The sequence below is a fragment of the Streptomyces taklimakanensis genome (assembly GCF_009709575.1).
In the GTDB taxonomy this organism is placed as follows: Bacteria; Actinomycetota; Actinomycetes; order Streptomycetales; family Streptomycetaceae; genus Streptomyces; species Streptomyces taklimakanensis.
Genome location: NZ_WIXO01000001.1, coordinates 5,570,903 through 5,592,042 on the forward strand (window position 1 = coordinate 5,570,903; position 21,140 = coordinate 5,592,042).

Below are 21,140 nucleotides of genomic sequence, written 5' to 3' on the forward strand. Positions count from 1 at the left end.
CCGCACCGAGTCCGTCCCGCCCCCCGCCCCGGCCTCCGGGCGTCCCCGCCGGTTCGGCACGGACCACGGCACGGCGTGAGCGAGATCACCCACCGACTTCGATATTCCGTACAACCTTGTACGACGAATGCGCCTTCCTGTAGGAAGGGGCGGTCCCGGCCCGCGCTCCGGCGCCGGCAACGAGATCGGGAAGATCGAGAAGAAGGAAGAGCAGCGCCATGCCCAGCCGGCCGCCCACCCCGGGAAGCGACGCGGACGAGCCGGGAGGTGAGGCGGGCCGGAGCGTGCCGGACGAGGTGTGGGAGCGGCTCGTCGAGGCGTGCGAGGCGCCGGACGGCTCCGCCCCGAAGGAGCCGTCGGCCCGCGCCCGGATGGTGACCGAACGGCTGCGGAAGCTGGACGAGGAAGCCGCGCGCGGGCAGCGCCGCCGATTCCGTGGGAAGCGCGAGCCCGAACCCTGGCAGCCCGAGGGCCGGCGCACCGGCCCCGCCTGGCAGGAGACGGAGGGCGGCGGACGCGGCGGGAGGCTCGGCCGGGTGGGCACCGCGATCGGTGCGACCGCGGTCGCCCTCGCCCTCCTCTACGCGCTCAACCCCTCCTTCGTGCGCTCCTGGATGCCCGGCGGCGAACCCGGCGCCCCCGAGCCGCTGCCTGCGGAGACCGCGGCGCCCGCCGCCGCGCCGGAGGAGGAACTCCTCCCCGACCTGCCGACCGTCGACGCGCCCTTCGCCGGATCGCCCGCCCTGCGGTGGGCCGACGGCGCCGACGCCATCGTGCTCCCCGAGGCCACCGCGGTCGGCGACGTGCCGGCCACCGCGATCGAGGCCGCCCTGCGACGCACCAAGCGCTTCCTCGTCGCCGCCAACCTCGACCGTCGGGTGCTCATGGGCGCCGAACCCACCGAGGCGCTGGACCTGATGGATCCGCTGTTGGGGGAGACGGTCACCGAACTGCGGAAGGCGCTGGCCGAGCCCACCGTCGAGAACGATCCCAAGTGGATGTTCACCCGCTTCGACCGGGACGAGGTCCGCCTCGCCGGCGACGTGGTCAAGGTCCGCGGCCGGATGGAGGTGACGGAGGGCGAGCGGGGCGTACCGCGCGTCCGGGCCGACTACACCTTCGTCTACCCCCTGGCCAGGGCCGAGGGAGGCGAGGAGGTGGCGCGCACCATCGTGCGCAGGTCCCTGGAGATCCACGTGCCGCACGGGCCCGAGTGGGAGTACACCGAGGGCAGGCTGTGGGTCGCCGGCTACGGCAGCAGGATCGCCAACGACGTGTGCGAGAGCGGTGACGGGTTCATCCATCCGATGTTCGTGGCCGACCGCTACGCCCGGCCCGCCCCCTCCGGCCCGGAACGCGACCCCTACGACCGCAGCGAGCCGATCGCCGAAGGGAAGCCGGACGAGGGGCAGTGCGGAGTCGTCACCCGCACCTGAGGAGCGGGACACCGCGCTCGGCCCCGGCACCGCGCACCGACGGCCGCCCGCTCCTTCGCCCACCGGCTCAGCCGCTCGGCGGGCGGCCGGTGCGCAGCATCCGCAGCACCGCTCCCTCGACGGCCCCCTGGGTGGCGGGCACGCCGAAGGCGGCCCCGTCACCGAGGCGGTGCAGGGCGGGCGCGATGGTCACGCCCTCCTCGTACAGTTCGATCACCCGCGGGTTGACGTACGAGGCGCGGCACACCGCCGGGGTGTTGCCCAGGTACTCCGAGACCTCCCGCATCGCGCGGGCGACCGCGCGGCGCCGTGTGGTGGCGCTCCCGTCGGCGAATCGCGAGACGGCCAGCGCGACGGCGGCCAGCACGGTGCCGTGCCAGGTGCGGAAGTCCTTGGCGGTGATGTCCACTCCGCCCAGGTCCTTCAGGTAGGCGTTGAGGTCCTCGCCCGTCACCTCGCGCCACACCGGGCGGTCCCAGTAGGACAGCAGCCGGTCGCCGCCCCCGCGTCGCCGCTTGAGGGCACGCACGGCACGGCAGGTCGCGGGGTCGGCCACCGCCCGCACGATCTCCCTGCCGTGCTTGCCGGTGTAGGAGAAGGTCACCGTCCCGCGCGCGGACTCGGCGTGTTCGCGCAGCAGGGTGGTCAGCCCGTAGGAGTTGTTCAGCTCCGCGTAGCGCTCCCCGCCGACCCGGAAGAAGCCCAGGTCCAGCAGGCGGACCGCGGTGCCCAGCACCCGCTCCCGGGTCAGCCCGCGCAGGCTCGTGTGGGCCTCGACCGCCTCGCGGATGCGGGGCAGCGCCTCGGCCACGTCGAGCACGTGCTCGTGCTTGGCCTGCTCCTGCTCCGCTCGGAAACCGGGGTGGTACAGATACTGGCGACGGCCGGCCGCGTCGGTGCCCACGGCCTGGAGGTGACCGTCCGGCTCCGGGCAGATCCACACGTCCGTCCAGGCCGGCGGGATCACCAGGGCCTTGATCCGCTCCACCTCCGCCCGGTCGCGCAACGGGCGCCCGGCGGTGTCGAGGTAGCGGAAGCCGCGGCCACAGCGCACGCGCGCGTAGCCGGGGCCGTCGGGCCGGACGTGACGCATCGGTGAACGAACCTCCCTGGTCCGCCGTGGTCCGGGCCGCTCCTCGCGGACCCGACGGCGGGGAGGTTCTCCTTCCCCCGCGCCGTCCCTTCATGACTCTGCCGCCCCGCCCTTCCCGAACGACCGGTCGAGGACGATCCGGACCGCGTACTCCGGCCGGACCGGGGAATCCGCTGGACCGGACGAGCGCCCGAGGAGACCGTGACGATGAGAAGCGTTGGCGTCGAGGAAGAACTGCTTCTGGTGAGCGCGGACAGCGGTGAGCCGCAGGCCGTGTCGGGGGCGGTGCTGGCCTCGGCGGCCGAGGGGGAGGAGTTGGAGAAGGAACTCCAGCGCGAGCAGGTGGAGACCGGCACCCGCCCCCGCACGCAGATGATGGACCTCGCGGTGGAGGTGCGACGCTGGCGCGGAGCGGCCTCCCAGCGGGCCCGCTCGGTCGGCGCCGAGGTCGCTGCGCTGGCCACCTCGCCGCTCGCCGTCGACCCCTCCCTCAGCCCCGGCGACCGCTACCGGCGGATGGTGACGGAGTACGGACTGACCGCCCAGGAACAGCTCACCTGCGGCTGCCACGTCCACGTGGGGGTGGAATCGGACGAGGAGGGTGTGGCGGTGCTGGACCGGATCCGGCCGTGGCTGGCCCCGCTGCTGGCGATGAGCGCCAACTCGCCCTTCTGGCAGGGGGAGGACAGCGGATACGCCAGTTACCGCAACCGGGTGTGGGGACGGTGGCCCTCGGCGGGGCCGGTGGAGGTCTTCGGCTCGGCCCGGGCCTACCACGAGCGGGTGCGCGCGATGATCGGCACCGGTGCGCTGCTGGACGAGGGGATGGTCTACTTCGACGCCCGGCTGGCGCGCAACTACCCGACGGTGGAGATACGGGTCGCCGACGTCTGCCTCGACGCCCACGACACGGTACTGATCGCGGCCCTGGCCCGGGGCCTGGTGGAGACCGCCGCACGCGCCTGGCGGGAGGGCGAACCCCCCGCCGCGATCGACGTCGGTCTGCTGCGACTGGCCGCCTGGCGCGCGGGCCGTTCCGGGATCCTTGACGATCTGGTGCACCCGGTGACCTTCGAGCCGGCACCCGCGCGCACCGTCGTGGAGGCCCTGCTGGAACACGTCGGCCCGGCTCTGTCGGACCTCGGGGACCTGACCCGGGTCGAGGAGGGCGTGGCGGAGCTGTTCCGACGGGGCAACGGCGCCGACGTCCAGCGCGCGGTCTTCGAGGAGTCCGGGGGAGACCTCGGCGCCGTGGTGGCCGAATCCATACGCCGGACCGTGTCCTGAAACACGCTCTCGCCGTTCGGCGGAACGGGATGCCGGGAGGTCCGCCGCCGCTCCGTGCCCTCCCGCTCGCCGTGCCCCGCGTCCGCACCGCGCTCAGCGCTTCGCCGTGTCCTTCCCCATCGCCAGGGCCAGCACCCTCTGCTTGACCCGGTCGACGCACTCCTCACACGCGTGGAAGACGGTCGTACCGCCCCGGTGTCCGACCTCGGCGAGCGGGACCAGTGGAACGTCACCGCGCCCGCACCACAACCAGCAGGCCGCGTTCCGGTGGGTGGAGGCGGCCTCCCGCACCTGCTCCTCCAACCTGCCGATGCAGTCGTCGCAGGCGTACAGGGGGGCGTGAGTACCCCAGGAGATCACCGGTCCGAGCCAGGTCACCGCCGTACCGATCCGCTCGCACCACAGCCAGCAGTCCCCGACGACCCACCTGCCCCGATCGTCCTCGCCGGCCGGCTCCGAGGACGCGGTGCCGTACCGGGGGGCGTCGCGATCCCCCGCTGCGCCCGTACCGGTGAGCACGGTGGCGGCCTCCTCTCGCCTCGGGGGAGGGGCCGTCCGCACCGTGCGGCCCCCGGGTCATGCCTACCCCGGATCCGCCACGGGGGACAGCGGAACTCCGGCCGATCCCGTCCCCGCCCCGGCTGCCGGCCCGACGGCGTCCGGAACACCGGAGCCGGCGGCTCTCACCTGCGCGTCCGTCGGTCGTGGCCGCCGGGTGCGGTTCCTCGCCGGAGGCGCGCCGTCGTGTTTCGGACATCCGCGAGCCCGCCTCCCGCCGTCCGGGGACCGGACGGGTGCGCACCCGTTGGCCGAGCAGGAGGTGCAAAAGGGATGGATCGGGGTACAGCCACTCGGGCGTGGCGGGCCCTCGCCCGCGCCAATCCGTTCGAAGGAGAGCAGTACGTGACCGAGACAGCCAGGCGGGGAGACACCCAGGGCAACGGCCAGCCGGTGCTCACCAACCGGCAGGGCCACCCGATCCACGACAACCAGAACCAGCGCACGGTCGGTGCCCGTGGTCCGGCCACGCTGGAGAACTACCACTTCCTGGAGAAGATCAGCCACTTCGACCGGGAGCGCATCCCCGAGCGGGTGGTGCACGCGCGCGGCGTGACGGCCTTCGGGTTCTTCGAGGCGTACGGCTCCTGGGGCGACGAGCCCATCAGCCGCTACACCCGCGCCAAGCTGCTCCAGGAGCGCGGCAAGCGCACCGACGTGGCCGTCCGGTTCTCCACGGTCATCGGCGGACGCGACTCCTCCGAGGCCGCCCGCGACCCCCGGGGTTTCGCGGTGAAGTTCTACACCGAGGAGGGCAACTGGGACCTGGTCGGCAACAACCTGGGCGTCTTCTTCATCCGGGACGCCATCAAGTTCCCCGACGTCATCCACGCGCTCAAGCCCGACCCGGTCACCTTCGAGCAGCGACCCGAGCGGATCTTCGACTTCATGTCGCAGACCCCCGAGTCGATGCACATGCTGGTCAACCTCTTCAGTCCGCGGGGCATCCCCGCCGACTACCGGCACATGCAGGGCTTCGGGGTCAACACCTACAAGTGGGCCGACTCCGACGGCCACACCGTGCTGGTCAAGTACCACTGGATGCCCAAGCAGGGCGTGCGCTCCATGACCGAGGAGGACGCCGCCAACGTCCAAGCGCAGAGCCTCGGTCACGCCACCAAGGACCTCTACGAGGCGATCGAGCGGGGCGACTACCCGGAGTGGGAACTCCTGGTGCAGATCATGGACGACCACGAGCACCCGGAGCTGGACTTCGACCCGCTGGACGACACCAAGACCTGGCCGGAGCAGGAGTTCCCGCCCAAGCCGGTGGGCCGCATGGTCCTCAACCGGATGCCGGACGACTTCTTCACCGAGAACGAGCAGATCGCCTTCGGCACCGGCGTGCTGGTGGACGGCCTGGACTTCTCCGACGACAAGATGCTGGTGGGCCGCACCTTCTCCTACAGCGACACCCAGCGCTACCGCGTCGGCCCCAACTACCTCCAGCTCCCGGTCAACCGGGCCAAGGCTCCGGTGCACACCAACCAGCGGGGCGGCCCGATGGCCTACGAGGTCGATCCCGGGGGCGACAACCCGCACGTCAACTACGAGCCCTCGACCCTGGGCGGACTGGACGAGGCCGAGGGACCGGGCTACGGCGAGCAGGGCCCGGAGATCCGCGGCCGGCTGACCCGCAGCCGGATCCCCCGCACCAACGACTACCTCCAGGCCGGTCAGCGCTTCCGGCTGATGGAGGACTGGGAGCGCGACGACCTGGTCGCCAACTTCACCAACCAGCTGAAGCAGTGCCCGCGCCACATCCAGGAGCGGATGGTGTGGCACTTCCTGCTGGTGGAGAACGAGCTCGGGCTGCGCGTCGGCGAGGGGCTCGGCATCACTCCGCAGGACGTCTCGCACCTGGAGCCGCTGCCGAACCAGCAACTGACCGACGAGGACCGCGAGCGGCTGGCGAACCTGGGCAAGAACCCGCCGCGCGACGTGACCGGCCTGACCATGACCCACAGCGTGCCCGACGAGCGGCACGTGGTGACGCGCTGAGGCCGGCGCTCCGGCCGGGCGGCCCGCCGCGCGGGCGCGCGGACGTCGTGTAGCGGGCCGCCCCCGGGGAATCCGTGAAGACCCGCGCCCCGGCCCCCACGGGGGTCGGGGCGCACGAGTTCGCCGGAATCGGTGGGAGAGAAGCCCGGTCATGAAGAAGAGAAAACAGAAGCTGCTGTACAGGCCGGTGGGCCTCGCGCTCGGCGCCCTCAGCGGTGCCATCGCGACCGCCGCCTTCAAGCAGGCGTGGAAGGCCGTCAGCGACGAGGACGACGCCCCCGACCCCGGGGACGAGGACCGCGGGCTGGGGGAGATCCTGCTGGCGTCCGCGATCCAGGGAGTGATCTTCTCGGTGGTCAGGGCGGCGGTGGACCGCGGCGGGGCCGTGGTGGTCCGCAAGGTCACCGGCACCTGGCCGGGATGAGCCCGGCCGACTGTTCGACGGCACGGGTGGGCCGTACGGTTGTCCGTACGGCCCACCGTCGTTCTCGGAGGCACCGGTGACGTTCCCGCGCCCGCGCCCGTCCGTCCCCGGGGAGGCGTTCGATCCCCTGAGCGTCCTGAGCCTCGACGAGCTCAGGCGGCGCACCAGCGTCAAGTGGCGGGCGTACCCCGAGGACGTGTTGCCGTTGTGGGTGGCCGAGCTGGACGTCCCGCTCGCCGAACCCGTGGCGCGGGCGCTCACCGAGGCGGTGGCCCTGGGCGACACCGGTTATCCGGCGGGTACCGGCTACGCCGAGGCGCTGGCGGCCTTCGCGGCGGCCCGGTGGGGATGGCGGCCGGCGGTGGAGCACACCGCGCTCGTGCCCGATGTGATGCTGGGGATCACGGAGGTGTTGAAGCTCGTCACCGGACCCGGTGACGCGGTGGTCGTCAACCCGCCCGTCTACCCGCCCTTCCACGCCTTCGTCCGGCACCTGGGCCGTCGGATCGTGGAGGCACCGCTCGGCGCGGACCTGCGGCTGGACCACGACGTGCTGGAGGAGGCGTTCGTCCGAGCGACGGAGGGTGGTCGTCCGGCGGCGTACCTGCTGTGCAGTCCCCACAATCCGACCGGCACCGTCCACACCCGGGCCGAGCTGGAGCGGGTGGCCGAGTCGGCGGAGGCACACGGGGTCCGCGTCGTGGCCGACGAGATCCACGCGCCCCTGGTGCTGCCGGGCGCCGAGCACGTGCCCTACCTCTCCGTCCGCGGCGCGGAGCGCGGCTTCGCTCTGCTGTCGGCGTCCAAGGCGTGGAACCTGGCCGGACTCAAGGCGGCGCTCGCGGTGGCGGGGCCGGAGGCCGCCGGGGACCTGGCGCGGATGCCCGAGGAGGTCGGGCACGGGGCGAGCCATCTGGGCGCGATCGCCCACACCGCCGCCCTGCGGTACGGCGGCGAGTGGCTCGACGCCCTGCTGGTCGGACTGGACCGGAACCGACTGCTGCTGGGCGAGCTGGTGGACCGCCGCCTCCCCGGGGTCCGCCACCGCGCGCCCCAGGGCACCTACCTCGCCTGGCTGGACTGTCGTGGGCTCGGGCTGGGGGACGATCCGGCCGCGGTGTTCCTGGAACGGGGGCGGGTCGCCCTCGGCTCCGGTCCGGACTTCGGCACGGGAGGTGCCGGCCACGCGCGGTTGAACCTGGGAACCTCGCCGGAGGTGCTCACCGAGGCCGTGCGGAGGATGGCCGGCGCGCTCTGACGGGCTCCGCCGCGGTCGGCCTGGCGCCGCCGTGACCTCGCTGCCGGCGGCCGTGTGCCGCTCGCCGGCCGTGGCCCCTCCGGTATCCGACACGGCATCGAAAACTTTCGGTGGCTCGGCTCTCCGATGGCCGGACCACTGTTCCCGACCGGCCGTCAGGTGCCGGAAACTTCCCGGACACAGAGCCTTGACCCGGGCATGACCCGATGATTTCCTTTCCGGAACCATTCCGGAAGTCACCGGCGCACCATCCCACTCCCGTACTCTCCCGTCCCTTTCTTGCGGAGATTGAGCACATGAGAAGGCCCAACACCGGCTCGCAGGTCCCCGAGAACGCCAGTCGACGGACGTTCCTGAGTCTGTTTCCGCTGACCGCCGCCGCCACCGCCGTGCCCGCCGTCTCCGCCCCGGCCGCCAACGCGGCGGGGGCGGGGCGCGGCAGGCCCGAGCGCGGCTCCGACACCTACATCGCCTTCTCCCGCAGGCCCGGGAGCTTTCCCCTGGTGGCCCGCGGCAGGGCCGCCACCATCGTGGTCGGCGCCGACGACCACCCCGGTGTCCTGAGGGCGGTGGAGGACCTGCGCCGGGACGTCGAGCGCGTCACCGGCGTCGGACCCGCCGTCCGGCGCGGCGACGCCCCACCCAGGCGGTCCGAGATCGTGATCGTGGGCACCATCGGCAGGAGCCCGCTCGTCGACCGGCTCGTCGCCGACGGCAGACTGGACGTCTCCGGCATCGCCGGGAAGTGGGAGACCTCCCTGGAGCAGGTGGTGGAGGACCCGTTCCCGGGAGTCCGCCGCGCCTTCGTGATCGCCGGCAGCGACCAGCGCGGCACCATCTACGGCATCTACGAGACCACCCGCCAGATGGGCGTCTCCCCCTGGCACTTCTGGGACGACGTGCCGCCGCGCCGGCACGACGAACTGCACGTGCTGCCCGGGCGCCACACCCAGGGCACCCCGGCGGTGAAGTACCGCGGCTTCTTCATCAACGACGAGAACCCGGCCCTGGGCACCTGGGCGCCGGAGTACTTCGGCCCGGGCAAGGCCCCCGGCTTCCCGAACGGCTTCAACAAGGAGTTCCACGCCAAGGTCTTCGAGACCATGCTCCGCCTCAAGGCCAACTACCTGTGGCCGGCGGTGTGGGGCCGGGCCTTCGCCGAGGACGATCCGGCCAACCACGCCACCGCCAAGGAGTACGGCATCGTCATGGGCACCTCCCACGAGGCGCCCATGATGCGCGGCATCGAGGAGTGGAACCGACACGCCGTCCCCGCCGGGCGCGACGCCGAGGGCAACATCACCGAGCCCGGCAGCGACCCGTACGGCGGCACCGGCGAGTGGAGCTTCCGCCGCAACCGGGAGGCCATCGAGGCGTACTGGGCCGACGGCATACGCCGCATGGTCGAGGAGGACTTCGAGGGCGTCGTCACCCTCGGCATGCGCGGCAACGGCGACGTCAGCCTGCCCGACGGCGACGGCATCGACCTGATGCAGTCCATCCTCGACAGCCAGCGTCGGATCCTGGCCGAGGTCACGGGGAAGTCCGACATCACCGACATCCCGCAGGTGCAGACCCTCTACAAGGAGGTCCAGCGCTACTGGGACAAGGGGCTGCGTCCACCGGAGGACGTCACCGTCGTCTTCTGCGACGACAACTGGGGCAACATGCGCAAGCTGCCCGACCAGTCGCTCCCGAAGCGCGCCGGCGGCTACGGCATGTACTACCACTTCGACTACGTGGGCGTCGGCCGCAACTACAAGTGGGTCGACACCGTCAACCTCGTCAGCACCTGGGAGCAGCTCCACCTGACCTACACCTACGGCGTGGACCGGCTGTGGGTGGTCAACGTGGGCGACCTCAAGGCCGAGGAGATGCCCACGCAGTTCTTCCTCGACTACGCCTGGGACCCCGAGCGCTGGCCGCTGGAGCGCCTCCACGAGTGGGGACGGCGGTACGCCGAGCAGAGCTTCGGTCCCGAGCACGCCGAGGAGATCGCCGAGATCCTGCACACCTACGGCGTCCTCCAGGCCCGCCGCAAGCCCGAGCTGCTCAACCGCCGCATCACCCTCGACCCCACCAAGGACCTGTCCAAGGACGAGGCGGCGGTCGTCTACGACGACCAGGCCGGCCCGTACCACCTCAACCACTACGGGGAGATGGCGCGGGTCACCCGGGAGTGGCGGGACCTGGCGAAGAAGGCCGAACGCGTCGGACGCAAGCTGCCGCGCGCCGACCAGGACGCCTACTATCAGCTGGTGCTCTACCAGGTGAAGGCGACCGCCAACCTCTACGAGCTGCGCGAGGCGGAGTTCACCAACATCCTCTACGCGGAGCAGGGCCGCGCCGCCACCAACCGCTACGCCGACCTCACCGACGCCCGCTTCGCCGACGACCAGGCGATGTCGGACTACTACAACAACATCCTGGCCGACGGGAAGTGGAAGGGCTTCCAGACCCAGCCGAAGATCGGCTACGGCGACGTGGAGCGCTACGGCCCCGACGCGCCCTGGCAGCAGCCCCAGACCCCGAACCACGTCGCGCTGCCCGACGAGGTCTTCCCGGCGGTGAAGCGGATCGAGGTCCCCGACCGCGCCGAGATGGGCGTGGCCGTCGACGGCTCCGACCTGTGGTGGCCCGAGGCGGACGGCAAGCCGGTGCTTCCCGCGTTCAGCCCGTACCAGACCCGGCCGGACCAGTACATCGACGTCTTCAACCGCGGCAGCCGCCCGTTCGACTACCGCATCACCGCGGCCGAGCCGTGGGTGAGGATCGACCGCGCCCGCGGCCGGGTCGAGGACGAGGCGCGCGCGACCGTGCGCATCGACTGGCACCGGGCCCCCAAGGGCGTGACGCGGGTGCCCATCACGGTCCACGGGCCGGACGGTGCCGCCGTGGAGGTCACGGCCGTCGTGGAGAACCCCGCGCTCTCGCGCCACAGGCTGCGGGGCTTCGTCGAGGCGGGCGGCTACGTCTGCATGGAGGCCGCCCACTACAGCCGGGCCGTCAACAGCGCCGGGATCCACTGGAAGCGCCTGCCCGACATCGGGCGGGACGAGGACGGGATGGAGCCCTACCCGGTCACCGCGCCCAGCCGCACGCCGGGTGGCCACGGCCCGCGCCTGGAGTACGAGATGACCCTCACCACGGCCGGCGAGGTCGACGTCTGGGTGTACCTGGCGCCCCGCAACAACGTCCTGCCGACGGAGGGGCTGCGGTACGCCGTCTCGATCGACGACGCCGAGCCGCGAACCGTCAACGTCACCACCGCCACGGGCGCGGACGACACCTACATGAACAGGCGGTGGGCGCGGAACACCTCCGACAACGTCAACCGGACCTCCACCCGGCACCGGATCGACCGGCCGGGCGTCCACACCCTGAAGCTGTGGATGGTCGATCCGACCGTCATCGTCCACCGGATCGTCGTGGACACCGGCGGTCTGGAGCCGAGCTACCTGGGGCCGCCCGAGAGCATGCGGGTCGGCCGGCGCCGCTGAGGCGCAGGCCGCGACAGCACGGATCCGGCCGGCGACCGATCGGTCGCCGGCCGGATCCGTGCTTTTCCGCCCGCACCGGGCACCGGTCGCGGAGTCGAGGGGCGAGCGGACCGCCGGGCGATCAGTCGCGCCCCTCGGGACGGCGCGTGGCCCGCTTCCGGGGGAGTGGACCACGCTGCTGCGGGAGGGGAGTGGGGCGGCGGGGCAGGGCGTGCCGGGGTTGGGTGAGGGTGATCTGCCCGACGAGCTGGTGGAAGCAGGCCAGGGCGGTGATCGGGGGGATCGCGGCGGCCGCGATCCCGGTCGGGGTCCGGGGTGCCTCGGCCACGCACAGGGCCACCGCGACGGTCGAGAAGACGATCACCACGGCCCAGGAGTGCCTCACCCGGCGCCGCAGCACGGTGGCGCGCAGGATCGACAGCGACCCGGCGAGCCAGGGACCGTAGACCAGCAGGGGCCACCATCGGGCGAGGTCGGCGGGGACTGTGGGACCGGCGATCTGGCGCAGCGGATCGTAGGAGACCAGTCCGCCGAGGACGCTGACCATCGCCACGATGCCGGCCGTCAGCGCCGCGACCGCGAAGCTGAACAGGTGCAGCCACGACACCTCGGGGCGGGGCTGGGAACGGCGCCTGCGGCGCCTGCGGCGGTCGGACGCCTGCCGCGTCGGCGAACGGGCCGGGGAGGGGGCGTCGGGGGCGCCCGGTGACGCGGTGGTGTCGCCGGTGCCGCCCGGGTCGAAGCGGCGCAGCACCCGGGTGGCGTCGTCCATCCCGCCGTCGGGCCACGGAGCGGTCGGATCCTGCGACGGGTGGGGAGCCTGCCGCGGCGGCCCGGCCGGGTCGTGGAGCCGGTCGGAGTCGCGCAGCAGCTTGGCCAGTTCGGCCTCGAAGTCCCAGGAGGGGTCCAGGATGTCCACATCCGGTGCGGCGGTGGGCCTCTGCTCCGGCGCGGGGTTCGGAACGGACTCCGGGTGGCCGCCGGCGGGCCGGTACCCGCCCTGGGGCCCGCCGGGCGGCACGCCGTAGGGGTCGAAGTACTGGCCCTGGTCACCCACGGAGGCTCCGTCCGGCGGGAGGAGTCGTAGATGTGGAAAGCAGATGTGGTGGAGTCACGTCCACAACAACGAAGCCGGGAACCGGCCGGACGACCGGCATTCGGGTGAAGTCGTAAGCCATACGATCGCGGTGAATGACAGTCACGGTGAATGAATTTCGGGTGAACGTGCCGGGCTGCCTCGTGGTCCGCGCATCGAGGACGCCGGCGGTGCCGGGGGTCGGTGATCGGTCGGATCCCGACCGCCTTTGGTCCATACCTTGACTGGTACATACCAAGGCGGTTGAGTAGTGCCGACCAAATCCCCCCACACGAAGGGACGTTCAGGTGCTACGTAAGCGTCTGTCGGCGCTCGTCGCCGCATCCGCCCTCGCGGGCGCCCTGACGGTCGTCCTGCCCGCGACCTCCGCCTCGGCAGCCGACTGCGCCCCCGCCTGGAGCTCCTCGACGACCTACTGGGGCGGTGACACCGTCTCCCACAACGGCCGCAACTGGACCGCCAAGTGGTGGACCCAGAACGAGATGCCCCCCGGGAACTCCGGCGTCTGGGCCGACCAGGGGGCCTGCGGCGGCACGACTCCGCCTCCCACGGACCCCGACCCCTCGGGCTTCGTCGTCAGCGAGGCGCAGTTCAACCAGATGTTCCCGAACCGGAACTCCTTCTACACCTACCAGGGCCTGAAGGCCGCCCTGAGCGCCTACCCCGCCTTCGCCGCCACCGGCAGCGACACGGTGAGGAAGCGGGAGGCCGCCGCCTTCCTCGCCAACGTCAGCCACGAGACCGGCGGACTGGTCCACATCGTGGAGCAGAACACCGCCAACTACCCGCACTACTGCGACACCAGCCAGCCGTACGGCTGCCCCGCGGGTCAGGCCGCCTACTACGGTCGCGGCCCGATCCAGCTCAGCTGGAACTTCAACTACAAGGCCGCGGGCGACGCCCTGGGCATCGACCTGCTGCGCAACCCGTACCTGGTGGAGCGGGACGCCGCGGTCGCCTGGAAGACCGCCCTGTGGTACTGGAACACCCAGAGCGGGCCGGGCACCATGACCCCGCACAACGCGATGGTGAACGGACACGGTTTCGGCGAGACCATCCGCAGCATCAACGGCTCCCTGGAGTGCGGCGGGCGCAACCCCGCCCAGGTGCAGAGCCGGATCGCCAACTACCAGCGGTTCGTCCAGATCCTGGGCACCACGCCGGGTGACAACCTGAGCTGCTGACGAGGAGCCGCCCCGGCCGGCCGCCGCGCCCGCCGCACGTCGCCCCACCGGCGCCGTGCGGCGGCCGGCGGCCCTTTACGTGAAGGATCGCTCCTACCTCTGTCCTTCACGCCCCTCCCCGGGAATACTGCCGGGCCATGACGCTCACGGACGACCGCATCACCGCCGAACGACTCGACGAACTGCTCGGCGACGACTCCGTTCCCCTGGCCCACCGGGCCCTGTGGCTGCTGCTGTGGGAGTGCGAGGTGAAGGTCCTGGACCTGCTCTCGCTGACGAGGGGGGACATCGATCTGGCGGGCCGGCGGGTGGCCGGCGCATCCGGCCGGACGGTCGCCGAGGGCGAGGTCTTTCTCAGCGACCGCGCCGTGGAACTGCTGACCGAGCTGATCGGTGACCGGGGGGCGGGTCCCCTGTTCGCCGTGGGCGACCGCTCGCTGGGCTGGGAGGAAGTGGTGCGGACCGCGGAGGAACGGGGACACGGCGTCCACGCCTTCCGCACGGGCGGCAAGTCCCACCGCCGTGGGGACCTCCCGGAGGCGGGGGAGTGAGGCGGCCCGGCCGGGCGCGGGGACGCCGGGGGTGTGGACGCGGACACAGCGGGAACCCCGTCATCCGTGTCAGTACGCAAACGCTATGCGGTGGCGGCATCGGGCCAGTGGACCGATGAGGAGGACAACGTCCGCCTGCCCGCGGGAGAGGTGCACGCCTGGGAGCAGGGCATGAACCAGACCGTGTGCGGCCTGTCCCTCAGCCGCTCACGGCTCGGCCGCTTCCCGCACGTGACCTGGACCGATGTCATACCGGAATCGGGCGGCGCGGCCGACCGGGTCCGGCGCCTGTGCCCGAGGTGCGCCTCGGTGGCGGGGCGCAGGGGAAGCGACGCGCGTCCCCGGTGGCGGCGCACCAACCCCAGGCCCTGAGCGGCCGGACGGAAGCGGAACACCGGGAGCCGGTGACGAGGAGGAACCGAATGAGTGGTGCGATGGACCAGGCCGCCGAGACGGTGGGTCGGGTCACCGGGGCGGACGAGTACGCCGAGGAGGGGGAGGTCTCCCTGCGTGGACTCGCCGTGCTGGCGGGCGCCTACGCGAGCGGCGTCGGCCTGTTCGCCTGGCGCCTGAGGGCGTCCGGACGGCAGCTTCCCGAGCGGGTGCCGCCGCTGGACCTGCTCCTGATGGGGGTGGCCACCTACCGCAGCTCCCGCCTGTTGACCAAGGACAAGGTCACCAGCTTCCTGCGGGCCCCCTTCACCCGGCGCGCCGGGAGCATCGGCGGGGCGGAGGTGATGGACGAGCCACGCGGCCACGGGGTGCACAGGTCCGTGGGCGAGCTGTTGGCCTGTCCCTTCTGCATCGGCATGTGGATCGCGAGCGGACTGGCCATGGGGTACGCCACGGCCCCGCGCGCCACGCGCCTGGTCGCCTCGTGCCTGACGACGGTCACCGTCTCCGACTGGCTGCAGTACGCGTGGAGCCTTACCCAGCAGAAGGCCGAGGGCTGAGGGCGCCCGGGAGGTCGTGACGCCGTGCCGCCGCCCCCCGCGTCCCGCGGAGAGGAGCCCCGACGGTCGGCCCCGGGGACCGTGGAGCTGGCCGTGCTGGTGGGGCTCCAGGCGTCGGGCAAGTCCACCTTCCGGGCCCGAGCGTTCCCCGCGGACTTCACCGTGGTCGGCAAGGACCTCTTCCCGCGCTCGGCCCGGCACCGGCAACGGCGCCAGATGCGGATGGTGACCGAGGCGCTGGAGCGGGGGCGGTCGGTGGTGGTGGACAACACCAACCCCTCCCCCCTGGAGTGGGCTCCCCTGATTGCCGCCGGCCGCGCCCACGGGGCGCGGGTGGTGGCCTACTGGTTCCCGCCGGACGTGCCGAACGCGATGGCGCGCAACGCCGCTCGGCAGGGGCGGGAACGAGTGCCCGACGTGGGGTTCTTCGACACCCTCCGGCGGCTGCGCCGGCCGCGCCGGGCGGACGGTTTCGACGCGGTGTGGGAGGTGCGCACGGACGGTCGTGGCGGGTTCGACGTACGGCCCGGCGACGTGGACGAGGACGAGGGCGAGGGCGAGGGCGATCCGGGCGGGGGCGGCGGAGGTGACGGAGACGGGCGCGCCGGGCTGTGAGGCGGTGCGGGGCGGCCGGGATTCGGCCGCCCCGCACCGTCACGGGCGCACGTTCGTGACGACGAAGCCGCTGCGCGGACGGGTGGGGACGCGCCGCAGCGGGATGCGCAGGTCCTGCGCGGGCACCTCGTACGCCAGCCGCGCCAGCCGCACCGACAGGGCGGTCAACAGCGCGACCGTGACGTCCTCGCCGGGGCAGCGGTGGCCGGCGGCCGGATCGCCACCGCCCTGCGGAACCAACTCGTCCCGCTCCACCGGCCGGTCCAGGAACCGGCGCGGGTCGAAGGAGTAGGGGTCCTTCCACAGCTTGGGATCGTGGTTCTGACCGTGGATGTCGAGCAGGACGAGCGAGCCGGCGGGAATCGGGCTGTCCCGCCAGGAGAGGTCCCGCACGGCCCGCCCGCCGATGAACGGCGCGAACGGATAGAAACGGCGCACCTCGTGGACGAACGCCTCGGCGTACGCGCCCCCTTGCTCCCGACCGGCCCCGCCCTCGCGCGCCTCCTCGACCAGGCGGTCGCGTTGCTGCGGCCACCGGTGCAGCGCGTGGGCCGCGAAGGCGACGAACCAGCAGACCGCCACGGTGGGGCGGAGCACGTTGAGGATCTCCACCGCGGCCGTACGGGAGTCCAACGGCTCGCCGTCGGCGTCACGGTGTCGGGCCACCACCTCCACCACCGAACCCTCCGGCACGGTGGCCGATCCGTCGCGCACCTCCTCCACCAGGCGGGCCAGCCGGTCCTCACGGCGCCGACGCGCCAGGCGGGCGCGCCAGTGGCGCGGTCCCAGGGTGGCGAAGCCGTCGACCATGGCCACCAGGTCGCGGGCGAGCGGCCCCGGCCCGGAGTTCGGGAGCGGCACCCCGGCCCACCGGCAGACCGCCTCGGTGAGCACCTCGGCCGCCGCGTCGAACAGCACCACCCTCTCGCTCCCGGCCCACCGGGCGGCGGCCGTGTCCCACGCCTCGACGGTCCGGTCCACCAGCGCGTCGATGCCGTCGCGGGAGGTCAGCAGGGACAGGAACATCGCCTTGCGCACACGGTGGGCCTCACCGTCCAGGGTGTGCACCGCGCCGTGCCCGAACAGGGTGCTCTTCACCGGCTCGGGCAGGGCGCCGTGCCGCCGCACGTGACGCTCGTCGTAGAGGAACCGCACCGCGTCCGGTCCGCGCAGGGCCACCGCGTGCCGACCCAGCAACCGGGCGCGGACCAGGGGCCCTATGGCGCGGCGCGCGCGATCGGGCAGCCAGGCGTACCCCCGGGTGAACAGGGACAGGGTGCTGTCGACCATGGGACGCGGGAGACTCATGGGGCGCGCGTGCCCCGGGGCCGGGGACCGAAACGTCCACCGGCCCCCACGGGCTCCCCCGTGCTGCTCCGCGCTCCCGGGGTCCGTCGGCCGGTCACCGGCGGTCGGCGCCGCCCTCGTCGGGGCCCGGTTCGTCGTCCCGCCGGTCGACCGTCCCGGCCGGGTCCTCCTCGGTGACCGACCTGCTCGGGCGGGCGTGGGCCGGGCCGGCGGGCTGCCCCCCGCCGGTGGTTCCGTAGCTGCCGGAGAGACCCGGCGGCATGTCCGCGTCGGCCTCCTCCCGGCTGATGTGGCGCCGGGCCCGCACGTTCGCCCGTCGCTCGGGGTAAGGGTAGTCGAAGGGACGGGACTCGTCCCGCCGCCGCTCCTCCTCCCTGATCTCGCGGACCCTGTCGTCGCCCGTGGACCGGCGGGACGTTCCCGAACCGCCCTCGCCGTGCCTCTTGTCGCGGTTCGTCTCGTTTTCTTCTGCCATGCGGGGGTGCGTACCCGTGGGGGGACCGGGCATGCCCGGTCCCCCCACGGGTACCCCGCCGCCGGACGGCGGAACGGGCTCGCCGCAGTGCGCGGGGCCGGGCCGGGAGGAGCGCCCGGGCACGGAACCGGCAGCGCGAACACGGAAGAAGCCGGAAGAGAAGACGGAGAGCGGAGGAGGCCCGCGGATGCGCGTACGCGGTTCAGTGGTGGTGGTGACCGGGGCGTCGAGCGGTGTGGGGCGCGCCACGGCCGAGGAGTTCGCCCGGAAGGGGTGCTCGGTGGTGGTGGCGGCCCGCCGGGAGGAAGCCCTGGAAGAGGTCGCCGAGCGGTGCGGGAGGCACCGGAACGCGCGGACCCTGGTGGTACCGACCGACGTCACCGACGCCGAGTCCGTCCACGAACTGGCCCGCCGGGCGGTGGAGCGCTTCGGGCGGATCGACGTGTGGGTCAACAACGCCGCCGTCACCGTCTTCGGCCCGTTCCAGGACACCCCCCTGGAGGAGATCCGCAGGGTGCTGGACGTCAACGTCATGGGATACGTCCACGGCGCCCGAGCGGCCCTGGAGGTGATGCGCGAACAGGGGAGGGGCACGCTGGTCAACGTCTCGTCCGTCGTCGCGGCCCTGCCCCAGCCCTACACCCACGCCTACGGCATGTCGAAGGCCGCCGTACGGGCGTTGGGCACCAGTCTCCGGCAGGAGCTGTGGCTGGACGGGATGCGGCGCGTCAAGGTGTGCACCGTGCTCCCGGCCACCATCGACACGCCGCTTTTCGACCACGCGGCCAACCACACCGGGCGCAGGCCGGTCGCCATGCCGCCGGTCTACACCCCCGAACGCGTCGCCCGCGCCGTCGTGGGACTGGTCCGCTCGCCGCGCCGGGAGAAGGTCGTCGGCCCGGCGGGGCGGCAGATCCTCGCGGAGGCGAGGACCATGCCGGGCACGGCGGAGCGGATGATGGCGTTCCAGGCCGACCGCACCCACCTCTCCCGTCGCGAGCCCGGTCCCGACACCCAGGGCAACCTGTTCGCACCGCTCCCCGGCGGGGGCGCGGCGCACGGCGGCTGGCACGGCCGGCGGCGCACCGCCGCGCGGCGGTTGGCCACGGCGGCGCTGCTGACCGGTGCCGTCCTGGGGGCCGGCCGGCGGCTCGGCGCCCGCTGAGGGCGACGGAGCGGGTCGGCCGGAAGGGCCGGACACGGCAGCGGGGATCGGGAGGAGCACAGGGTGGACAGGAACCCCCGAGAAGCGGTCGGAGAGGACAGGGCGCCGGGGGCGGCGACTCCGGAGAGCGAACCGCCCCACCCCACCGTCACCGAGGACGCGCGGCACGGTCGGCTCGTCGCCCGACCGTCCGCGTCGCTCGCGGGCGAGGGGGAGCCGGGCACCCACCGGGTGGCGGGAGGAGCGCTGCTGCGCGTGCCGCCGGCCCCGGAGAGCGGGGTGGCCAGGACGCCGTACTGGCTGGTGGTGGTGCTGCACGGCGCCGGCGGCGCGGCGGAACAGGCCCTGTCCTGGCTGCTGCCCCAGGCCGGTTCCGCGTCGCTGCTGCTGCTCGCGCCCCAGGCCACCGGTTCCACCTGGGACGTCGTCGAGGGCGGGTACGGCCCGGACGTGGCCCGGCTGGACGCCGCGCTCCAGGACGTCTTCCGCCGCTTCCCGGTGGATCCGGCCGGGGTGGCGGTGGCCGGCTTCTCCGACGGGGCCTCCTACGCGCTGTCGCTGGGAGCGGCCAACGGGGATCTGTTCGGCGCCGTCCTCGCCCTCTCACCCGGGTTCATGGCGCCGATGGTCCGGCACGGCCGTCCCCGGGTCTTCGTCTCCCACGGCCGGGCCGATCCGGTGCTGCCGGTGGAGGAGTGCGGCCGCCGTCTGGTGTCCGAGCTGTCCCGACAGGGCTACGCGGTGACCTACCGGGAGTTCGGCGGCGGACACGAGGTGCCGCCCGGCATGGCGACCGAGGCGTTGCGGTGGTGGGTGGACGGCCCGCGCGGCACCGAGGACGCGCGCCCGTGAGCGTCCGGGTGCGATCCTGGCACCCCGTGCCCGTCTCCCGCGCCCCGTTCGGGGCGCCCCACCGCGCTCGGAGGTGTGATCCATGGCGCCGCGTCCCCTGGCGGTGTTCGACCTGGACGGAACGCTCGCCGACGTCCGTCACCGCCTGCGTTTCCTCGACACCCGGCCGCGGGACTGGGACGCCTTCTTCGCCGCCGCTCCCGACGATCCGCCGCTGGCCGAGGGGGTGGAGCTGGCGCTCGCCCACGTCGGGGAGCACGAGGTGGTGTACGTGACCGGGCGCCCCGAGCGGTGCCGCCGCGACACCGTGGAGTGGCTGGCCCGGCACGGCCTGCCGCACGGGCGGCTGATGATGCGCGGCGGGCGGGACCGTCGTCCCGCCCGCGTCACCAAACCGGAACTGCTGCGCGCCCTGGCGCGGGGCCGCACCGTCGCCCTGGTGGTGGACGACGACCCACTGGTCTGCGACGCCTACGAGCGGGCCGGTTTCCCGGTGGTACGGGCCGACTGGATGGCGGCCCGTGGCGTCCTGGCGGAGGTCCAGGAGCGGGAGGGCCGCACCTGAGCCCACCCGGACCCGGCCGTTTCGGCGGGGTGCGGGGCACTCGGGAGGCGCGGGGGCGAGGGGAGGGGGAGAGGTCCGTTCGAGTGGCCGGGGCTCGCCCGCGTGGCGGTGGACGCGCGGCCGCGGGCCGGGCGGGCCGCCGGACCGTCCGCCCCTATCCGGGGTCGCGGCGCGCCCGCTTCAGGCGCACGGCGACGAAGCCCACGACCGCCACCACGATGATCGCCAGCACGGCCTTGGAGTACATCGACACGTAGTCCGCGACGGTGTCCCAGTTCTCCCCCAACAGGTAGCCGGCGAGCACGAAGGCGGTGTTCCACAGCAGGCTGCCGAGCGTGGTGAGGGTCAGGAAGGTCACCGCGGGCATCCGCGTGACGCCCGCCGGAACGGAGATCAGGCTGCGGAAGACCGGGATCATCCGCCCGAAGAAGACCGCCTTGGTGCCGTGCCGGGAGAACCACGACTCCGTCCTCTCGACGTCCGCGGGCTTGAGCAGCGGCACCTTGGAGGCGAACGCCAGGATCCGTTCCCGTCCCAGCAGGGCTCCCACCCAGTACAGGGCGAGGGCGCCGACGACCGAGCCGGCGGTGGTCCACAGCAGGGCCGCGAACAGGTTCATGTCACCACGGGCGGCGGTGAACCCGGCCAGCGGCAGTATCACCTCGCTCGGCAGGGGCGGGAAGACGTTCTCCAGGGCGATGGCCAGACCTGCCCCGGGAGCCCCCAGGGACTCCATCAGACCGGTGGCCCACCCGGTGATCCCGCCGGTGTTCTGCTGCGCTGCGGTCGTCGTTCCGATCATGGAAGCCCTGTCGTGTG

Annotated in this window: 20 protein-coding genes; 14 read left to right on the top strand and 6 right to left on the bottom strand. The window is 73.1% G+C overall.

Annotated features, from left to right (window positions below; all coding sequences use genetic code 11):
* Window positions 1–218 precede the first annotated feature (218 nt).
* Window positions 219–1,436: a hypothetical protein gene (locus F0L17_RS24545; protein WP_155072733.1), complete on the top strand. Its 1,218-nt coding sequence runs from the start codon at window positions 219–221 to the stop codon at window positions 1,434–1,436.
* Window positions 1,437–1,503: 67 nt separating this feature from the next.
* Here F0L17_RS24545 and F0L17_RS24550 read toward each other — a convergent pair whose 3' ends face one another.
* Window positions 1,504–2,529: a DNA topoisomerase IB gene (locus tag F0L17_RS24550; protein ID WP_155072734.1), complete on the bottom strand. Its 1,026-nt coding sequence runs from the start codon at window positions 2,527–2,529 to the stop codon at window positions 1,504–1,506.
* Window positions 2,530–2,736: 207 nt separating this feature from the next.
* On the opposite strand from F0L17_RS24550, the gene F0L17_RS24555 reads away from it, so the two are divergent.
* A complete protein-coding gene (locus F0L17_RS24555) occupies window positions 2,737–3,816 on the top strand; it encodes a glutamate--cysteine ligase 2 (protein ID WP_155072735.1) in 1,080 nt (359 codons plus the stop codon).
* Window positions 3,817–3,909: 93 nt separating this feature from the next.
* Here F0L17_RS24555 and F0L17_RS24560 read toward each other — a convergent pair whose 3' ends face one another.
* Complete coding sequence (locus F0L17_RS24560; protein WP_155072736.1) at window positions 3,910–4,335, bottom strand: hypothetical protein; 426 nt, start codon at window positions 4,333–4,335, stop codon at window positions 3,910–3,912.
* Between the two features lie 384 nt (window positions 4,336–4,719).
* On the opposite strand from F0L17_RS24560, the gene F0L17_RS24565 reads away from it, so the two are divergent.
* The 4 genes from F0L17_RS24565 to F0L17_RS24580 all read left to right on the top strand — a co-directional run bounded on the left by F0L17_RS24565 (window position 4,720) and on the right by F0L17_RS24580 (window position 11,557).
* The gene (locus tag F0L17_RS24565; RefSeq protein WP_338018205.1) at window positions 4,720–6,375 is read left to right on the top strand and encodes a catalase; all 1,656 of its coding nucleotides are present in this window, start codon (window positions 4,720–4,722) and stop codon (window positions 6,373–6,375) included.
* 151 nt (window positions 6,376–6,526) lie between these two features.
* Window positions 6,527–6,799, top strand: a complete 273-nt coding sequence (locus tag F0L17_RS24570; protein ID WP_155072738.1) for a DUF4235 domain-containing protein — start codon at window positions 6,527–6,529, stop codon at window positions 6,797–6,799.
* 76 nt (window positions 6,800–6,875) lie between these two features.
* On the top strand, window positions 6,876–8,057 hold the full coding sequence (locus F0L17_RS24575) for an aminotransferase class I/II-fold pyridoxal phosphate-dependent enzyme (protein WP_162466651.1): 1,182 nt from the start codon (window positions 6,876–6,878) through the stop codon (window positions 8,055–8,057).
* A 296-nt stretch (window positions 8,058–8,353) separates the two neighbouring features.
* Entirely contained in the window at window positions 8,354–11,557 is a 3,204-nt protein-coding gene (locus tag F0L17_RS24580; RefSeq protein ID WP_155072740.1) for a glycosyl hydrolase 115 family protein, read from the top strand.
* Between the two features lie 121 nt (window positions 11,558–11,678).
* On the opposite strand, the gene F0L17_RS24585 is transcribed toward F0L17_RS24580, so the two are convergent.
* Window positions 11,679–12,614: a DUF2637 domain-containing protein gene (locus tag F0L17_RS24585; RefSeq protein ID WP_338018206.1), complete on the bottom strand. Its 936-nt coding sequence runs from the start codon at window positions 12,612–12,614 to the stop codon at window positions 11,679–11,681.
* Window positions 12,615–12,940: 326 nt separating this feature from the next.
* Between F0L17_RS24585 and F0L17_RS24590 the strand changes: the two genes are divergently transcribed.
* The 5 genes from F0L17_RS24590 to F0L17_RS24610 all read left to right on the top strand — a co-directional run bounded on the left by F0L17_RS24590 (window position 12,941) and on the right by F0L17_RS24610 (window position 15,956).
* Window positions 12,941–13,837 carry a glycoside hydrolase family 19 protein gene (locus F0L17_RS24590; protein ID WP_162466652.1) on the top strand — a complete coding sequence of 299 codons (897 nt, stop codon included), beginning with the start codon at window positions 12,941–12,943 and terminating at the stop codon, window positions 13,835–13,837.
* A 137-nt stretch (window positions 13,838–13,974) separates the two neighbouring features.
* Window positions 13,975–14,388 (top strand): site-specific integrase, encoded by a 414-nt coding sequence (locus tag F0L17_RS24595; RefSeq protein ID WP_155072741.1) that lies wholly within the window; start codon window positions 13,975–13,977, stop codon window positions 14,386–14,388.
* A gap of 66 nt (window positions 14,389–14,454) precedes the next feature.
* Entirely contained in the window at window positions 14,455–14,760 is a 306-nt protein-coding gene (locus F0L17_RS24600) for a hypothetical protein (protein WP_162466653.1), read from the top strand.
* A 50-nt stretch (window positions 14,761–14,810) separates the two neighbouring features.
* Complete coding sequence (locus F0L17_RS24605; protein WP_238419598.1) at window positions 14,811–15,341, top strand: DUF1360 domain-containing protein; 531 nt, start codon at window positions 14,811–14,813, stop codon at window positions 15,339–15,341.
* A gap of 81 nt (window positions 15,342–15,422) precedes the next feature.
* On the top strand, window positions 15,423–15,956 hold the full coding sequence (locus F0L17_RS24610; RefSeq protein WP_338018207.1) for an AAA family ATPase: 534 nt from the start codon (window positions 15,423–15,425) through the stop codon (window positions 15,954–15,956).
* Between the two features lie 39 nt (window positions 15,957–15,995).
* Here the strand turns inward: F0L17_RS24610 and F0L17_RS24615 are convergent, their stop codons facing one another.
* Together F0L17_RS24615 and F0L17_RS24620 are read right to left on the bottom strand one after the other, a co-directional pair.
* A complete protein-coding gene (locus F0L17_RS24615) occupies window positions 15,996–17,264 on the bottom strand; it encodes a cytochrome P450 (protein WP_155072742.1) in 1,269 nt (422 codons plus the stop codon).
* A gap of 94 nt (window positions 17,265–17,358) precedes the next feature.
* A complete protein-coding gene (locus F0L17_RS24620) occupies window positions 17,359–17,739 on the bottom strand; it encodes a hypothetical protein (protein ID WP_155072743.1) in 381 nt (126 codons plus the stop codon).
* Between the two features lie 187 nt (window positions 17,740–17,926).
* Here F0L17_RS24620 and F0L17_RS24625 point away from each other — a divergent pair, with 187 nt between their 5' ends.
* From F0L17_RS24625 to F0L17_RS24635, 3 genes are all read left to right on the top strand, one after another.
* Entirely contained in the window at window positions 17,927–18,904 is a 978-nt protein-coding gene (locus tag F0L17_RS24625; RefSeq protein WP_155072744.1) for an SDR family oxidoreductase, read from the top strand.
* 63 nt (window positions 18,905–18,967) lie between these two features.
* The gene (locus F0L17_RS28390) at window positions 18,968–19,756 is read left to right on the top strand and encodes an alpha/beta hydrolase-fold protein (RefSeq protein WP_162466654.1); all 789 of its coding nucleotides are present in this window, start codon (window positions 18,968–18,970) and stop codon (window positions 19,754–19,756) included.
* 82 nt (window positions 19,757–19,838) lie between these two features.
* A complete protein-coding gene (locus F0L17_RS24635; RefSeq protein ID WP_155072745.1) occupies window positions 19,839–20,321 on the top strand; it encodes a phosphatase domain-containing protein in 483 nt (160 codons plus the stop codon).
* 154 nt (window positions 20,322–20,475) lie between these two features.
* On the opposite strand, the gene F0L17_RS24640 is transcribed toward F0L17_RS24635, so the two are convergent.
* On the bottom strand, window positions 20,476–21,123 hold the full coding sequence (locus tag F0L17_RS24640; RefSeq protein ID WP_155072746.1) for a DedA family protein: 648 nt from the start codon (window positions 21,121–21,123) through the stop codon (window positions 20,476–20,478).
* Window positions 21,124–21,140 lie beyond the last annotated feature (17 nt).

What these genes read in the sequence shown, in the direction of transcription:
- F0L17_RS24625 (WP_155072744.1), top strand. Translation starts at nt 17,927, where the DNA reads ATGCGCGTACGCGGTTCAGTGGTGGTGGTGACCGGGGCGTCGAGCGGT.
- F0L17_RS24570 (WP_155072738.1), top strand. Translation starts at nt 6,527, where the DNA reads ATGAAGAAGAGAAAACAGAAGCTGCTGTACAGGCCGGTGGGCCTCGCG.
- F0L17_RS24640 (WP_155072746.1), bottom strand. Translation starts at nt 21,123, where the DNA reads ATGATCGGAACGACGACCGCAGCGCAGCAGAACACCGGCGGGATCACC.
- F0L17_RS24620 (WP_155072743.1), bottom strand. Translation starts at nt 17,739, where the DNA reads ATGGCAGAAGAAAACGAGACGAACCGCGACAAGAGGCACGGCGAGGGC.
- F0L17_RS24615 (WP_155072742.1), bottom strand. Translation starts at nt 17,264, where the DNA reads ATGAGTCTCCCGCGTCCCATGGTCGACAGCACCCTGTCCCTGTTCACC.
- F0L17_RS24635 (WP_155072745.1), top strand. Translation starts at nt 19,839, where the DNA reads ATGGCGCCGCGTCCCCTGGCGGTGTTCGACCTGGACGGAACGCTCGCC.
- F0L17_RS24580 (WP_155072740.1), top strand. Translation starts at nt 8,354, where the DNA reads ATGAGAAGGCCCAACACCGGCTCGCAGGTCCCCGAGAACGCCAGTCGA.
- F0L17_RS24605 (WP_238419598.1), top strand. Translation starts at nt 14,811, where the DNA reads ATGAGTGGTGCGATGGACCAGGCCGCCGAGACGGTGGGTCGGGTCACC.
- F0L17_RS24595 (WP_155072741.1), top strand. Translation starts at nt 13,975, where the DNA reads ATGACGCTCACGGACGACCGCATCACCGCCGAACGACTCGACGAACTG.
- F0L17_RS24555 (WP_155072735.1), top strand. Translation starts at nt 2,737, where the DNA reads ATGAGAAGCGTTGGCGTCGAGGAAGAACTGCTTCTGGTGAGCGCGGAC.
- F0L17_RS24545 (WP_155072733.1), top strand. Translation starts at nt 219, where the DNA reads ATGCCCAGCCGGCCGCCCACCCCGGGAAGCGACGCGGACGAGCCGGGA.
- F0L17_RS24550 (WP_155072734.1), bottom strand. Translation starts at nt 2,529, where the DNA reads ATGCGTCACGTCCGGCCCGACGGCCCCGGCTACGCGCGCGTGCGCTGT.